The organism is Chitinophaga sp. MM2321 (genome assembly GCF_964033635.1).
Taxonomy (GTDB): domain Bacteria; phylum Bacteroidota; class Bacteroidia; order Chitinophagales; family Chitinophagaceae; genus Chitinophaga.
Genome location: NZ_OZ035533.1, coordinates 1,685,477 through 1,701,908, shown reverse-complemented (window position 1 = coordinate 1,701,908; position 16,432 = coordinate 1,685,477). Strand labels below are relative to the sequence as shown.

16 protein-coding genes are annotated in these 16,432 nt (G+C 44.7%); all 16 read right to left on the bottom strand.

The window, feature by feature from the left end:
* Nucleotides 1-73 precede the first annotated feature (73 nt).
* The 16 genes from ABQ275_RS06585 to ABQ275_RS06510 all read right to left on the bottom strand — a co-directional run bounded on the left by ABQ275_RS06585 (nt 74) and on the right by ABQ275_RS06510 (nt 16,330).
* Nucleotides 74-1,879 carry a DEAD/DEAH box helicase gene (locus ABQ275_RS06585; protein WP_349317480.1) on the bottom strand — a complete coding sequence of 602 codons (1,806 nt, stop codon included), beginning with the start codon at nt 1,877-1,879 and terminating at the stop codon, nt 74-76.
* Between the two features lie 165 nt (nt 1,880-2,044).
* The gene (gene rimO / locus ABQ275_RS06580) at nt 2,045-3,352 is read right to left on the bottom strand and encodes a 30S ribosomal protein S12 methylthiotransferase RimO (protein WP_349317479.1); all 1,308 of its coding nucleotides are present in this window, start codon (nt 3,350-3,352) and stop codon (nt 2,045-2,047) included.
* Nucleotides 3,353-3,634: 282 nt separating this feature from the next.
* A complete protein-coding gene (locus tag ABQ275_RS06575) occupies nt 3,635-4,513 on the bottom strand; it encodes a cupin-like domain-containing protein (RefSeq protein ID WP_349317478.1) in 879 nt (292 codons plus the stop codon).
* A gap of 211 nt (nt 4,514-4,724) precedes the next feature.
* A complete protein-coding gene (gene ftsY / locus ABQ275_RS06570) occupies nt 4,725-5,687 on the bottom strand; it encodes a signal recognition particle-docking protein FtsY (RefSeq protein ID WP_349317477.1) in 963 nt (320 codons plus the stop codon).
* A gap of 275 nt (nt 5,688-5,962) precedes the next feature.
* Nucleotides 5,963-6,133: a DUF4295 domain-containing protein gene (locus ABQ275_RS06565; protein WP_349317476.1), complete on the bottom strand. Its 171-nt coding sequence runs from the start codon at nt 6,131-6,133 to the stop codon at nt 5,963-5,965.
* Between the two features lie 72 nt (nt 6,134-6,205).
* Entirely contained in the window at nt 6,206-6,388 is a 183-nt protein-coding gene (gene rpmG, locus ABQ275_RS06560; protein ID WP_074238941.1) for a 50S ribosomal protein L33, read from the bottom strand.
* Between the two features lie 31 nt (nt 6,389-6,419).
* Nucleotides 6,420-6,656, bottom strand: a complete 237-nt coding sequence (gene rpmB, locus ABQ275_RS06555; RefSeq protein ID WP_349317475.1) for a 50S ribosomal protein L28 — start codon at nt 6,654-6,656, stop codon at nt 6,420-6,422.
* A 193-nt stretch (nt 6,657-6,849) separates the two neighbouring features.
* A complete protein-coding gene (locus ABQ275_RS06550) occupies nt 6,850-7,437 on the bottom strand; it encodes a carboxymuconolactone decarboxylase family protein (protein WP_349317474.1) in 588 nt (195 codons plus the stop codon).
* A gap of 161 nt (nt 7,438-7,598) precedes the next feature.
* On the bottom strand, nt 7,599-8,153 hold the full coding sequence (locus tag ABQ275_RS06545; protein ID WP_349317473.1) for a peroxiredoxin: 555 nt from the start codon (nt 8,151-8,153) through the stop codon (nt 7,599-7,601).
* A 420-nt stretch (nt 8,154-8,573) separates the two neighbouring features.
* The gene (locus ABQ275_RS06540) at nt 8,574-9,479 is read right to left on the bottom strand and encodes a serine hydrolase (RefSeq protein ID WP_349317472.1); all 906 of its coding nucleotides are present in this window, start codon (nt 9,477-9,479) and stop codon (nt 8,574-8,576) included.
* 604 nt (nt 9,480-10,083) lie between these two features.
* Nucleotides 10,084-10,812, bottom strand: coding sequence for a bacillithiol biosynthesis deacetylase BshB1 (bshB1, locus tag ABQ275_RS06535; RefSeq protein WP_349317471.1), 729 nt, complete (start codon nt 10,810-10,812; stop codon nt 10,084-10,086).
* 47 nt (nt 10,813-10,859) lie between these two features.
* Nucleotides 10,860-11,363 carry a hypothetical protein gene (locus ABQ275_RS06530; protein WP_349317470.1) on the bottom strand — a complete coding sequence of 168 codons (504 nt, stop codon included), beginning with the start codon at nt 11,361-11,363 and terminating at the stop codon, nt 10,860-10,862.
* Between the two features lie 125 nt (nt 11,364-11,488).
* Complete coding sequence (locus ABQ275_RS06525) at nt 11,489-12,112, bottom strand: DUF4294 domain-containing protein (protein WP_349317469.1); 624 nt, start codon at nt 12,110-12,112, stop codon at nt 11,489-11,491.
* A 93-nt stretch (nt 12,113-12,205) separates the two neighbouring features.
* On the bottom strand, nt 12,206-13,210 hold the full coding sequence (locus tag ABQ275_RS06520; protein WP_349317468.1) for an alpha/beta fold hydrolase: 1,005 nt from the start codon (nt 13,208-13,210) through the stop codon (nt 12,206-12,208).
* A 119-nt stretch (nt 13,211-13,329) separates the two neighbouring features.
* Nucleotides 13,330-15,813, bottom strand: coding sequence for a cytochrome c biogenesis protein CcsA (gene ccsA / locus ABQ275_RS06515; RefSeq protein ID WP_349317467.1), 2,484 nt, complete (start codon nt 15,811-15,813; stop codon nt 13,330-13,332).
* Between the two features lie 118 nt (nt 15,814-15,931).
* Nucleotides 15,932-16,330 carry a cytochrome c maturation protein CcmE gene (locus tag ABQ275_RS06510; protein ID WP_349317466.1) on the bottom strand — a complete coding sequence of 133 codons (399 nt, stop codon included), beginning with the start codon at nt 16,328-16,330 and terminating at the stop codon, nt 15,932-15,934.
* Nucleotides 16,331-16,432 lie beyond the last annotated feature (102 nt).

Here is a 16,432-nt window from a genome sequence, read left to right as displayed (position 1 = left end):
GATCACAAAAAAAGAAAAGGCGCCCTGAAAGGACACCTTTTCTTTTTATTATTTCAATTCCGTTTGGGCGGAATTAGTATTTACGTTTGTACGGAGGTTTGCTTCCACCGGATGACTCACGTCTGTCGCCACCACTACGGCTTCCACCGCTGCGGCTACCACCACCTTCCGGTGTCCAGCTTCTCTTACGGGGACCGTCTTCCCTGCTGCGGGGACCACGGCTTCCGCCACCGCCGCCGCCACCAAAACGTTTATCGCCATCCTGCGACATTTCAATCCTAACGCTGCGACCGTTGTATTCAACTTTCTTAAAGCTCTGTGTCACCTTTTCCAGCTCTTCATTTTCTACTTCAAAGAAAGAATAAACACCCTTCAGATCGATACGTCCGATCTTGTTACCTTTTAAACCAGTGTTATCACACAGGTAACGGAGCATATCGCCGCGGTTGAAATCATCTACTGAACCCAGGTTGATGAACAGGCGCGTGAATTTGCCATTGCTTCTGCGATCAGGTCTGCTTCCACCATCATCTCCCAATACACGTCTGTCGTCTTTTGCATTCAGATCAGGTGCATTTTCGTAGTACTCCAGGAACTGGTTAAATTCCAGGGAAGCAAAACGTTTGATCAGCTCTTCTTTGCTCATCGCTGCAAACTCTTCATAGATACGTTCCAGGTATGGTTCGATCTGATCATCGTTTACAGTTACGTTATGTACTTTATGTACCAGGCCAAACAGTTGTTTTTCACAAACTGCAAAACCATCAGGAACATCCGTTTTTACAAATTTCTTGCCGAGCACTCTTTCGATCTGGCGGATCTTACCGGTATCACGGCTGCTGATAATAGCAATAGAGATACCTGATTTACCTGCCCTGCCGGTACGACCGCTACGGTGTGTGTAGTTTTCAACGTCATCCGGTAAATCATAGTTGATTACGTGGGTAACATTGTCAACATCGATCCCGCGGGCTGCTACGTCAGTTGCTACCAGCACCTGCAAAGCTCTTTCACGGAAACGTTTCATCACCTTATCACGCTGCTGCTGGGTCAGATCACCATGCAATGCATCTGCATTGTAGCCGTCTTTGATCAGCGATTCAGCAATTTCCTGTGATTCAATTTTAGTACGGGTAAATATGATACCGAAGATATCAGGATTGTAATCCACGATACGTTTCAGTGCTGCATATTTTTCACGGGGACGAACCACATAGTATTCGTGCTCGATATTTACGTTACCGCTGTTTTTATTACCTACTGTCAGTTCAAATGGATCTTCCATGTACTTTTTAGCAATACGACGCACTTCCTGTGGCATCGTAGCTGAAAACAGCCAGGTAGTTTTTTGTTCCGGAGTGTTGGACAGAATGCTGTTGATATCTTCCTGGAATCCCATGTTCAGCATTTCATCTGCTTCATCCAGTATTGCATAACGCACATTCTCAAAGTTGACAGCGCCACGGTCGATAATATCCAGTAAACGGCCGGGAGTAGCTACAACAATGTGTACGCCTCTCTTCAGTTCGCGCAGTTGTTGCACAATGCTGGAACCGCCATATACCGCTACGATACTAACATCGCCAAGGTGTTTGCTGAAATTTTTCAGGTCGTTTGTGATCTGCAGACACAGTTCACGGGTAGGACATAAAATTAAACCCTGCGGTTTATTAAGCTTCAGATCCAGTTGCTGCAGCAAGGGCAAGCCAAATGCAGCTGTTTTACCGGTGCCCGTCTGGGCCAAACCTACGAAATCGCGGTCTCCACTTAACAGAACGGGAATTGCCTGTTCCTGGATGGGTGTTGGGGAAACGAAACCCAGGTCCGTAATTCCCTTTAAAAGAGGCTCTTGTAAGCCCAGTGATTCAAATGTAGTCATTGATTTGCATTAATCAAGCTCCGTCGGGAGCTGTGTAAAGCTTTTAGCTATTAGCTATTGGCTGTTAGAAATATTATTATAGTATTAACTCATAGCTCCATGCTAAAAGATAATATTGTTGTTTGTCGCTCAACTAATAGCTAATGGCTAATAGCTAACCGCTTCTTATATAAGCTCTGCTTCCAGGTCGTAATCAAATGCTTTGGTGATCCTTACCTCCACAAAATCGCCTGGTTTGAGGCGTTTGGTGGTATTGATGATCACTTCATTATCTACTTCCACAGAATCGAACTCAGTACGGGCAAGAAATCTGCCTGATTCTTTTTTATCTACTATTACTTTGAAGACTTTCCCTACTTTCTCCTGGTTTTTTTCCAGGGAGATTTCCTGTTGTACTTCCATTATTTCCTGCGCTCTTCTCTCCTTCTCTTCTTCCGGAATATTGTCTTCCAGCTCATGGGCACTGGTGCCTTCTTCATGACTGTAAGTGAATACTCCTACACGGTCAAAACGCATTCTTTCCAGGAAGCCTTTCAGCTCTTCTACGTCTGCTTCCGTTTCGCCGGGAAAACCTGCGATCAGGGTGGTACGTAAACAGATGCCAGGTACTTTTGCACGGATAGCATGCACCAGTTCTTCTATCTCCTCCCGGGTAATCTGGCGTTTCATAGCCTTCAGCATGGCATTGGAAGCATGCTGTAAAGGCATATCCAGGTAGTTGCAGATGTTTGGGAATTCGTTCATCGCATCCAGGATCTCCATCGGGAATTTGGTGGGATAAGCATAGTGTAAACGAATCCATTCCAGTCCTTTCACACCCGCCAACGCACGCATCAGATCACCGAGGCGACGTTGCTTGTACAGGTCCAGACCATAATAGGTCAGCTCCTGCGCAATGAGCATGATTTCCTTTACACCGGAACGGACCAGCTTTTCTGCTTCCAGTACCAGGTCTTCAATAGGCCTGGATACATGGGCACCCCGCATCAGCGGAATAGCACAGAAAGAGCAGGTACGGTTACAACCTTCTGCTATTTTAAGATAAGCGTAATGGGAAGGAGTGCTGAGCAGCCTTTCTCCTATTAACTCTGACTTATAATCTGCATCAAATTTCTTCAGTAGTTGTGGTAGTTCCATGGTGCCAAACCAGGCATCCACACCGCTAATTTCAGCTTCAAGATCACCACGATACCGTTCACTCAGGCATCCGGTTACATATACTTTATCCAGTTTGCCACGTTGTTTCAGCTCTACCTGATCCAGGATGGTATTAATGGATTCTTCTTTAGCTTTATCAATAAAACCACAGGTATTTATAACAACAATGTTGTGATCCCTTTTAGCACTTTCATGCACTACATCTACATCATTGGCCATGAGCTGTCCGCTCAGGACTTCTGAGTCAACCATGTTCTTGGAACATCCAAGCGTAATAATATTAACCTTGTCTTTCTTTAAAGTTTTCGTCTTCAAGGGCGAATGTTTTAGCGCATGCGGCCAGATAATCTCTGATCCGCTTACCGCCACGAAGACACACAGACACTATATTGTAATAACAGCAGACTTACTGTACGTGACTTGAGCCTTAGTGGGGGTTGAATAAGGAAGGTGCAAAGGTAGTGAAAGAAATGATAATTATGAAATTAAAGATAAGACTTCATTTAGACATTTGATTATTTTATTATTTGGATATTTTATTTCAACACGGTGGTTTTCTATACCGCAAAACATTCAAATAATAAAATAGCCAGATATCTAAATATTCTGGAGGGCTTTTTCTGCGCGTTTGCGCGCCAGTTTACGTTTATAATGATACCACCATTCCGGCGCTACTTTAATCATCAGGTTGTTCATTCCCCTGAGTCCTACGAGATGATAAAGACCATTCAGTTTACCAGTCAGCGTTGGGTCCATTGCCCGGAGGCTCATGGCAAAACCGCCATCCAGGTATTCCATGTGGTGCCAATAGCCTGCCGGCATAAACATCATATCCCCATGTTCCAGGATCGCCGTGTAGCCACGCGCATGGTTCAGTGCGGGGAAGTGTTCGGTATCGAGGTATTCATGCCAGTTTACAAACGTAGCCGCGCTTTCCACCGTGAAAGGCATGCGGTAAATAAAGGGCGACTGGTTGTTTTCCAGCAACAGCACCCGTTTGCGGCCAAGAAATTGTGTATGGAAGATGTGCGACAAGTCGATATCGTAATGCATATGCGCTACCGACCCGGCTCCGCCAACAAACAGCATGGGATACTTTTTCAGGAAGCCGGAGGACAGCTCGTCCGGCCACACAATATCCTGTGCAAGCTGCGGAGCATGCTGGAAAATGTTGAATAAAAAGATGCGTAGCTTAACCGGCCCCTGCCGGATCATATCAATGTAGTCCCCAAAAGCAATATAATCATCCGCTCCGTTCACCAGCGTATTGGCCCCTGCGCGCTCATTGTTATAAACGCCTACTTGTTTGTCTCCTACTATTGATTTGAAATAATCCCAGTTCCATTTATCATAAGCCGGCCAGTTTTTACTAAGTCCAGCTGCTGAAATAATGACGGGTTTGCGTGGTTGGTAATAATTTTTGCGGAATTCCTCAGGTGTGATGTCTTCAACTCGGTCTATGTTTTTTATAATCATAAGTTCGAATTGTTAAAAGCTATGGAAAGATACTACAATTCAAATGTAATAAATGCAGATTATAAACGTAATAACCGAAAAAACAGTGCCACGCTTTTCAAAAAAAAATATCCGGATGCTATAAAAACATCCGGATATTGAATTTACTTAAAGTAAAATTATAGGTAGATGTAATCCAATACATCAAATAACCCACATATTATTTTAAAGATCAGCTATTTAGACTAAATAACGAATCAACAAAAGCTTCTTTATTAAACACCTGTAAATCTTCCATTTTCTCACCAATACCAATATATTTTACCGGTATTTTGAACTGATTGGCAATGGCCAGTACTACGCCACCCTTCGCGGTACCATCCAGTTTTGTGATCGCCATCGCTGTTACTTCGGTAGCAGCTGTAAACTGACGTGCCTGTTCAACAGCATTCTGTCCGGTAGAACCATCCAGTACCAGCAATACTTCATGGGGGGCATCAGGAATCACTTTCTTCATCACCCTTTTGATCTTGCCCAGCTCTTCCATCAAATGCAGTTTATTGTGGAGGCGGCCAGCCGTATCAATAATGATCACATCTACATCCCTGGCGGCGCCGCTCTGCACGGTATCAAAAGCTACAGCGCCGGGATCGGACCCCATCTGTTGCTTCACAATAGGCACGCCCGCCCTTTCGCTCCAGATAGTAAGCTGATCCACCGCGGCGGCGCGGAAGGTATCCGCAGCCCCCAGTAAAACAGACTTACCCGCTTTCTTAAAGTTATAGGCCAGTTTGCCGATGGTGGTTGTTTTACCAACACCATTCACACCTACCACCATGATTACATAAGGTTTTTTACCAGCCGGCACGTCAAAGTCACGGAAACCGCTATCAGGCGCATCTACCAGGATCGTTGCGATCTCTTCCTGCAACATTCTGTTTAACTCGCTGGTGCCAAGGTATTTGTCTTTGGCCACCCGTTGTTCTATGCGGTCAATGATCTTCACGGTAGTTTCCACACCTACATCAGCAGATACCAGGGCATCTTCCAGGTTATCCAACACCTCGGTATCAACGGTCGACTTACCAGCAATGGCACGTCCTATTTTACTCAGGAAGTTGTCTTTGGTCTTCTGTAAGCCCTGGTCGAGACTTTCCTTCTTTTCCCTGGAAAATAGTTTATTGAAAAAGCTCATAGTTAGTTTAATTGGGTACGGAGTGCTATGACTCCGGTCTTTTTTTCAGTTATCCGGCTGCCCTTTAGCAACCTTGTTCCAAACAAGTTGCTAAAGTACATCTTTTGTGTTAAGAAACTCGCGCAGCAGCGCAAAGAGGTGAAGGTTCAGTCCGTGCTTGGTGCTCCTGTTGGTACGGCCGCAGGGAGTGCAGCGTGGCCAGACATGAGGGGTATCAACACAAAAAGCTGTCCGTTTAACGGGACAGCCTTTCAGTATTATTTAGTAAAGCCGAATTACTTTTGGTTAATGTGCTCCTGAACTTTATCCTTGTGCACGATAGCCTCTTTAAAGGTATATGCACCGGTTTTCGGAGAACGCACAGCCTTAATCACTTTAGTCCAAACCTTCGCTTCTGCGGCTGATTTTGCGTCTTTCTTGATCGCGGTTTTTGCTGCTTTTGCCATTTTATTCTATTGTTTTTATGGTCTAATGGCTATTTGGCTATGCAAAACAGCCAGTAACCATCAACAATTTACTTATTTAATTTCTTTGTGTACAGTAACTTTCCTTAAAATAGGATTGTACTTTTTCAACTCCAGACGTTCAGGAGTATTCTTCTTATTCTTGTTAGAGATGTAGCGGGAAGTTCCGGGCTGACCAGAGTTTTTGTGCTCTGTGCATTCCAGAATTACCTGTACTCTATTACCTTTTTTTGCCATTGTGTATTACAAATTAAGTGAGTCTTTAGAATTAAATTACCGTACCAGCTGCACGCAATTCTTTGACTACTGCATACAAACCTCTTTTGTTGATGGTTCTTATTCCATCAGCAGATACTTTTAAAGATATCCACTTGTCTTCTTCCGCCAGGAAAAAACGCTTTTTCTGCAGGTTGGGCAGAAACCTTCTCTTTGTCTTAATATTGGAGAAGGAAACATGGTGACCTGTAATCGGCTTCTTTCCTGTCACCTGACATACTCTTGCCATGATCTAAAAATTTAGGAATGCAAAAGTCCAATTTTTTTGTGGATTTTGCAAATATTATTAAATGAAGTTATTAACATAATCCGTTAAAACTCATTTATAATAGTTCTCCGTTAAAAAACAAACACAATGCAAATTAATGATAATCAATTAATTATGAGACAAATTTCCATCTGTCTGAATGAGGTATATTTTTTTATAATAAAACGATCAAACTACGCAAAACAGCTCCTAATCTTACCGCTTCCAGCACTCTTTGCTGATCAGTTCCATGTTTCAACAGTGCTTCTTCGTGTGAAGTAACACACATTTCACAGCCATTCAGTGCAGACACCACCAGGCTCAACAGCTCAAAAAATTCTTTCCCTGTTACCGGGTTTGCCATAATGCTCATCCGGATACCTGCGGGTGTAGCTGTATAAAATTCCTTGTTCACAAAATGCCTGAAACGATAATACACGTTATTGGCATTCATGAGCGAGGTACAACTGATCACTTCCGCAATTTCCTTTTCATTGGCGCCTTCCTGGGTAGCCAGCTTTTCGAAAGAAGCCTGCAACGCTGCCTGCTTTTCGTTTACCGCCACTGCCACCCCGATCAGGTAAGCTTCTTTCCTGGTCAGCGTAGCTGCTCCAAGAGAATTAGTAACATTTATCTTAATATCCTTCAGGTAACGCGCGTCCGTATCGGCGAGCAACCGTAAGCGTGCTGACAATTCCGTATCAGCCAACCCTACAGTTTCCAGCAATTGAACAGCCGTATCCTGATTAGTACTTGCAAACATAATATGAATATTTAGGAATTTAGAGATTTACGAATTTAGAGATTTAGGGATTTTGAGATTTGAAATACAGCGGAGATAACAACATACGCATAACCTCCGCTGCATTTTAAATCTCAAAATCCCTAAATCTCTAAATTCGTAAATCTCTACATAAAAAATGACTAAGCCGAGAGCGTTGCTTCGCCCTTGGTCCAGTTGCAGGGGCACAGCTCATCTGTCTGCAGTGCATCCAGTACGCGCAGCACTTCTTTCACGCTACGGCCAACAGACAGGTCGTACAGGGAAACCCAACGTACAATACCTTGTGGATCTACGATATAAGTGGCACGGTAAGCTACTTTTTCATTTGCTTCCAGGATACCCAGTTCAGTAGCCAGGGATTTGGATGTATCAGCCAGCATAGGGAACTGTAAGCCACGGAGGTCTTCGTGATCTCTTCTCCAGGCTGCGTGTACAAATTCACTGTCAGTTGAAGCACCGATCAGGACAGCATCGCGGTCGGTGAAATCCTGTGCGTGTTTATTAAATTCAGCTATTTCAGTTGGACATACGAATGTAAAATCCTTAGGCCACCAGAACATAACCATCCATTTACCAGAATTTTTCAGTTCTTCTGAAGATAGTTCATAAAATTCTTTGCCTTTTTCGATAGAAACTACAGCCGTTTTTTTGAATTCGGGAAATTCTGACCCTACGGATAAAATAACATTTTTCATAATACTATTCGATTTTTAATTTACAGACAAGCTAATACTTGTAATTGCCGCCGCAAAGATCACCCTACATTCATTAGTAATCAAATAGATTTTTGGAAATGTGGCATTGAGATTCTCTATATATATGCTTTTATACCGCGATGAGAGGGGTATTGGGGGAAACGCTGCATATAATCAAAAAAATTATCCCGGAGTTAACATTTTCATGCTATTTCTGTAACAATTTGGCACACTATTTAGTTATATAAGCGGATAGAATTAAAATCGAATGGAAATGAAAAAAAAATACTTGCTACTGGTGGTTATAACGATTGGACTAGCTTTGATTCCGTTTATAAAAAACAGCATCATCAAACAGGATGAATTTGACGCTACCCGAGATCTGTTCATCTAGTGTTTAGCCGGTTCCCATTGTGCCGATCAGAATTGCCCCACTCCGGGGTCGGGTTTCCATTTGCTTTTCGGTTCATAATAATGCCAAAGTGCCGCACCCACGTTCCGCAATAATTGCCAGGCTTCATTTTCCCTTGTCCATCGTTGATCCGCATTGTTTTTTGTAATAATGCAATATACATAGTCGCCATGCGGCGCATTTACCATCATCACTTCTGACCTGGATTCATCCACCGCGCCATTTTTACAGGCTGTGCGTATGTTTGGTGGTACCATCAGCAATCCTTCGGTATCCCAGTAGTTTCGGGTAAGGTTGCGGTACATCCGTTCACTCGCCGCTTTGCTGCTCACTTCTCCCTTATAAATCATCTCCATCAGGTGCGCCATTTCACGCGGACTTGTTTGTCCCCATCCGAATTCTTTCCGGTTAGCTTCCCGCCCTGCTGTGCGCGAATTAACGCGGGTATGTTCAAATCCATTATCCTGCAACCACTGATTGATTTGCACGCCACCACCGGCCAGTCCCTGTAGCCAAAGGCTCGCGGTATTATCGCTCATCGTCAGCATCAGCATCATAGCCCTGTCCAGCGCAATCTGCTGACTATCCTTAAAAGATCCGAGCAAATCCTCTCCTGCATACAATAAGGAATCCCTGTAAGTCAGCATCTGCCTGTATTGCAACTCTCCTTTCGCTATTTTATTGAAAATCCCCACCAGGATCGTCATCTTAATCATACTGGCCGTTGGAAACACGCTATCGGCATTTATAGCCACCGTGCTGCCCGTTTTCAGATTATGCACATACACACCGGCCTGCCCGTGATGGGCCGCCAGCATCGGGCTTAAAATAGCAGATAAACGTTTATCGGTTTTCTGGGCTTGTGCAACAATAGACACCAAAACCAGGAGAAGAATGGATAGTGTACTTTTCATGTAAGACAAGATAATAAGAAAAATATTGTCCTAAAGGTGATTTTTAGGATGATTTGATGCGTACTGGTGCGGGACGGAATGCGGTGGTAAGATAAGCGTAGATACTAGATATAAAATACGGGATTAATAGCAGAAAATCATTGGCATTTGCCAAAGGTAAAAATTAGACGCCCAGTTTCTGCAAAACATATGTATCTACCCAAGCCGGAATATCATCGCTGTGGATCGTAATTATTTCCCCATCTTCAATCCCTACCGTTAGGACACATTTTACACACTGTCCTGGGTTAAAACCCAGGACTACCAATATTTTGGCCCTCCGGGCCATATCGAAGCGAAGTGTTCATTTATTGAAATACAGGTAACCGGATTGTCGTGAATTTACAAGGGTGTATCATTACCCCATGTCAGTTTATGGGCTCAACAGATTTTTAATTGCTGGGTTTATTGCATAAATCCAGTGTATTGATAAATGCATATATTCATGTCTCCGGTTCCGGGCAACAAAACACCGGTCCCGGAGGGACCGCATATCGGTAACCCGGGGTTTTAACCCCGGGACCCAGGTGGTAAACTGTAAATCCATTTAATCCTAAAATCCAGGTCAGGTAACCTCATTAATCAGGTCAGCAAAATTCCGGATGCCTATCATTTTTGCTGACGTATAGCCTTCAGCGTACTCCACTCCTACCATTTTACCCAGCATTTTTGCGCGGTATATAACGCTGTCAAAGAAGCCGGCGCCGGAGATATAGGTTTGTGGTTCATGGTCTTTTGCAGCGAGGAATTGAGAGCTGAAAACCTTGATAGCTTCCAGTTTCTTTTCCATAACGGGGGTAATATCCACTACGAAATCAGGTTCATGGTAGCGGTCCTGGAGAAAATGGAATACCTGCCGGGGGCGCCATGCCTGTTGGAGCTGCCCGTCTACAGTGGTTTCCACCTTCCTCAACCCTGCCAGGAAGCAGCTGTCGGCAATCAGTTTGCCGGCGCGGCCATGATCCGGGTGACGGTCATCCATAGCGTTAGCCAGTACAATGTCCGGCTGGTACTTTCGTATAGCCGTGATAATAGCCATTTGTTCGGTGGTATCATTTCTGAAGAAGCCATCGGCGAGACCGAGGTTTTCCCTGACTTCCAGTCCCATGATCTTTGCGGCGGCCAGTGCTTCCGCTGCGCGGAGTTCGGGGGTGCCACGGGTACCCAGTTCACCGCGGGTAAGGTCTACCACGCCTACTTTCATGCCTTGTTGCGCATGCACCATCAAAGTCCCTGCACAGCCCAGTTCTACATCGTCCGGGTGCACAGCTATTGCCAGTATATCCAGTTTCATGTTGTATTAAATTGAGGTGCAAAGATGGGAAATTATTTGGTACTGTATCAATCCTCAGTACTGCTAATGATGATACCGGCATTTTTATCTTTCACCTGGTATTTCTCTTCCAATTGTCTGGCAGATAAGATACTGATGGTCTGAAAAGTCTTTTTATCCAGTGTCATCAGGCGGGTTTCATCTGTAGGGGTAATGGGTTTATCATTTACGATATAATAGAAACTGCTGTCGTTGCCGTACTTGTGCAGCAGGCTGTCGTATGCAGGAGATGCGGCGCTGAGGAGCCTTCCTATACGTCTGCGTGCAAAGGGTTTGGTTTCCACATATACTACACCGTTAGCAGCCTGGCTACCATATTTCAATACTGCTTTTTGCCCTTTGGCGATGGTGATGAGTGCGATCTGATCAGGTGATATTTGTCCCATAGCCGCCTGCGTGGCTACCACACTATCCACCACATATACCGGCGTATCATCTTCTTCAGATTGCGCCACCGCTGCAAACGAAGTAAACAACAGACCGAGAATTAATATTCGTGCTTTCGTTTTCATAATATTTTGGAATTTTTTTATTTAGAGATTTGAAATGCAGCGGAGATCGAAGTTATTTCCATCGCATTTCAAATCTCTAAATAAAAAAATAAGTAAATCCGTAAATTTTTACTAAGATAGCCCAATTAATTATAGGCCCGGTACTGCTGGTAGAGTTCCAGCTCCTGTACAATCACTTCTATATCCTTATCTTCCTGCTTGTCGTAATCACTTTTAAGATTACCACCGAAGAAGAAGGCAACTGTTTGCCATACCCTTGCATTGAAACCACCTTTTAGTTCTTTGATGATTTCAAAGCAGTTCTGACCGGTTTCACGGTCGATGAGTTTCATGAGCACTTTGCCCTGGTATACGGAGAGGTTCTGAAGTTTATCGCCGAACTGGACTTTCATTTCTTTTTCCTTGGAGGCCAAAAATTCTTTGCGTTCCCGTTTGTTAGGAAGGGTGGCCAGCCGGCTGTTTACATCTTTCAATATGCGTGCAGCTGATTTTGCATAGGGATAGGTTACGTAAACGGCGTTCCTTAAACGGCTCCAGCGTTCATGTTGTTTACGTAATGCTCTTGGCATTTTTTCCACTACATCAAAAATAGCGAGGGTAATAACCGGAATGGTATCGTTACCTACCACGATGGCATGCAGGGGAATAACATCAGCGCCATGAGCCTGTTGTGCCATTGCTTTATTACAGCATATTAAAATACTGAGCAACAGGAAGACGGAAGAAATGATTTGTTTCAGGCGACGCATACAACTTTTAACGGTACTTACCTTTGAAATGTTACCACAAGTTATAAAAGTTTTCAGATTCCGTCATGATCAAAATCCTGCCCGGAAAGATGGTTAATATAACGGTTTCATTTTCAATTTATGGATGGCAAAATCGTCGATGGCTTTCGTCACCGCAGGCAGGTCGTGAGAAGTGAGCGCACTGCCTATCACGTGTGCGCCTGCACCCGGAATGGCGATGGCAGCTTTCAGGCTGTCGGGGGTAGACAGCTCCTTTTCCATCTTCAGGATAGCCGATACCCGTACAGTCGGGTCCTGGTGTTGTTCATCTTTATAATAATACAGGTTAAGTACCGGCTGGTGCACCGCTTTAAAGGTAGCGGGCGTCATGGTAGATTCCAGCAGGTTTTCCAGCTGCACCACGGCTTCCAGCCGGTAGCTGTTGCTCCAGTACTGCGCCGTTACCCGGTTGGTGTCATTCGAACGCCGGAAATTCCCTTTGTTAACCAGCCGCGCCAGTTGCAATCCCCAGGGGTCGTTGGCCAGGAAAGCGAGTTTGTCGTTGATAGCGATATTGGGCGACATATTAATGATAGCATACACATCGTCGGGGAAAGCGGCTGCCAGTTTCAGGGCCAGGGTGCCGCCGGTAGAAGTGCCCATCAGGATCACTTTATCTCCCAGCGCCTTTCCAATGCTCAGTGCTTCCATGGCATCGCGCCACAAACCGGTGGCGGTCATTTCCTGTAAAGGTGCGGTGGTATCAATACCGTGGCCATCCAGCCGCGACAGGTACAAATTACAGCCAAAACGGCGGGCAAAGTTGCGGTGCACAGGATTTCCCTCTTCCTGGCTGGCGGAAAAACCGTGGAGATACACAACAGCATAAGGCGTTTTGTGAAACGATGAATCATGCCACACAATCCGGGCTTCATTATCCGGCTTTAACCGGTGCTGCGATTCTTTTTGTGCGATGTAATTGTCAAGCGCCTGTCCCGCGGGAGGTACAACAGGCAGCTCATAGGTGTATACCGGCGCTGCAGGTCTGGGCCCGAGCAGGTACACGATTACCAGGGATGAAATAACGATCAGGGGTATACGCAATCGTTTAAGGTTCATGGGACTATTTTACGAGGCTAAATGTATATAAGAATGCTGAAAACCCGGTATTTATTAAAAGAAAAACCCTTCAACAGCGATGCCATTGAAGGGTTATCTCACAAAAATATTATAAACGGTTATTTTCTTCTTGTTCTGTGATAAATGCTCATACCGGTACCAACGATAGTAATCAGGATACCCAGCCACAGTACATTGATATAAGGGAATACCAATGCTTTCATCACTACGTAGTCGCTAAAGCCGGCAGTTTCTTTCACTTTCAGCTCTATCTTGTTATCAGCAGGCATGATCTTCGAGAAACGTACACTCAGGTTCAGCGGCGACAATGTGTCTTCCACACTGTACTGGTAGCTGCTGTCGCGGATAAAGTAGATCGGTTGCAAGTTAAAGTGGTCATCTGTTTGTGTAAACACTTCCAGTTCCGCACCTACTGCGAGGTCGCCATTCTGCGGCACATAATTTTTGCTTTCAGGTTTGGTGTTCAATCCTTTCAGCACGATAAAACCACGGGAGAAGAAAATGGAATCGCCCTGTTTCACCTCATGTGTTACATATTGTGTGGTATCTCCGTTGGCCTCTTCTGACTTGTTGGGTGCTGCTGACACATACGTGAAAACATCCCTGGTCAGGTAGTGTTTGGAAGCCGGGTTGGAAGACAGGCTATTCTCCTTTTTATTAACGAAAGCATCCGGATACAGGGTGAATTTCTCTTTCACTTCACCAGTCATTTTATCCCTCCTTTCATAACGCATCACGTAGTAGGTTTTGGGATCCCCTTTCGCAGTGGAATCACCTACGTATGTTACGTGATAGTCGCCCATTTGTATCTGCAGATCTTTGGGCAGCATGATATTTTCACGCGGATTCTGTTTACTTTCTTTTCTGAAGAAGCCATCATTCAGCATCTTCATCCGGTCGATGGATATTACTTCCATTTTGGCAGAAGAAATCAGCACGCCCAGCAGCACCATACCAAAACCGATATGCGCTACAGAAGCACCGGCAGATTTGATCTTTCCTTTCAGTCCGATGAAAATATAGGAAATGTTTCCAACGATCGCATAAATGCTGGCAAACAACATAATATAGATAGCGGTGAGGAATCCTGCACCATAAGTATCATAGGTGATGGTACCTTTCCAGGCTATTAACCCGGTGAGCAACACTGCAATCACGGTTGGCAACCATATCTTTTTTGTTAACAGTCCACGTGGCGTATCCTTGTATTTCAGGAACTGTACCACTGCTGTTAATATACCCAGTACAATAGCAATCCAGATCTGGATTTTATTGAAATGGAAGATGGTATCGGATGGAGGCGCCAGGTCATCCAGCTTAAAGAGTCCTTTCAGACCGCTGAGACTGAGCAGTTTGTTCCATACCGGGATAGATGTTGTAAAAGTGATCTGTATAGCCGCTATCAGCAGGACCAGGGAACCTACGAAGAGCCAGAACTCGCGGGAGTAGGTGCTTTCTTCTTTTTTAATAGATGGTATCTCCTTCCTGCGTGTAATGAGCAGGGTGATAGCAGGCACTGTAAAGATCAGCATAGAAATCAACAGCTGACCGCTCATACCCATATCAGTAAAGGAGTGTACGGAAGTATCTCCCAAAATTCCACTCTTTGTCAGGAAAGACGAATAAAGGATCAGGACATAGGAAATAAAGAAGAAGAACATGGTGGATTTCAGTGCATGTCCCGTATGCTTATAGGCCAGTAGGGTATGCAGACCGGCTACCATGGTAAGCCATGGCACGAGAGAGGCATTTTCTACAGGATCCCAGGCCCAGTAGCCGCCGAAGTTGAGTGATTCATACGCCCAGGCAGCGCCCATCATGATACCGGTACCCAGTAACATAATGGCAAAGAGCGCCCAGGGCAGTACTGGTTTTACCCAGCTGGTATAATCGCGGGTCCACAGGCCGGCGAAAGCAAAGGCAAAAGGAATGATCATGGAAGCAAACCCCAGGAACAATACCGGCGGGTGGATCACCATCCAGTAGTTTTGCAGCGTTACGTTCAGTCCATTACCATCGTGGATATGCTGCATATAGTCTGCCGTCTGGAAGATAGGAGCAGCCAGGTTTTCCGGCGCTTCTCTCAGCAACGTGAACGGATTGCTACCAATTTTATACCCAAAGATGAAGATACCCAGCAACATACTGGCCATTACCAGCTGTGCGAGGGAGAATATCGTCATTACCGGCGCTTCCCATTTTTTGGAAGTACGGATCAATATAATACCCAGGATACTGTTCCAGATACTCCAGAGCAGGAAGCTGCCTTCCTGGTCGGACCAGAGGCTGGAGAGCAGGTATTGGATAGGCAGATCACGGGATGTGTTGCGCCAGGCATATTTATATTCAAAGAAGTGATTATACAGGATATAGTACAGGCAGCTGAAAACGGCGATCACCGCGGCAGACTGGATAATAAAAGACCAGCGGGCCAGTTTTTTCCATGACTCCTGCAAGGCAGGCTCTTTGGCCTTAACAACCCTGTAATAAGCCACAGTGGCTACCATCGATGCTACAAATGCCAGTACGGCAAAGAAATGACCCAGTTGGCCCGGCAATAAGTGTTCCCCTACAAATTTCATGAGAGTCGTATAGATTTAGGGATTTTCGTATTTTTTGATTTTGAGATTTAGTTTCCCGGCGAAACCCATTCCCGGAAATAAAATTCGAAAATCAAGAAATTCGAAAACCTGACAATTTTTAAAGTTGTTTGCTGCTCATTGCTACCTGGTCGTCTTTGTATTTAGACGGGCATTTCATGAGGATTTTGCTGCAATGAAATTCGTTGCCTTCCATTTTTCCGGTCAGCACTACGGATTCAGCTTTCTCAAAGTCGGTAGGTTTTGCGCCATAGAAAACTACTTTGCGCGTTTCGCCTGTTTTATCATGTACGTAGAAGCTGAATAGATTAGCATCTTTCATCGGGTCATATTTCATGGCCTGTAAGGTATCCAGCTTTCCGATTACATGGAACTCCTTTCCTTCTTTCTCACGTGCAGTGGCAAATGTTTCATAGGTACTGAAATCGCCAACCATGGTTACGATTACACCAATTGCAACAGCAATTACCACCAGCAGAATAATATTTGTCTTTTTCATATGAAAATTATCTTCCCTATTGTTGTGACTTAAGCCGCAAATCCTTTACCAGCACCACTCTTTCATTTCACCTTATTTGCCTGTATTGATCTCTTCCCAAAT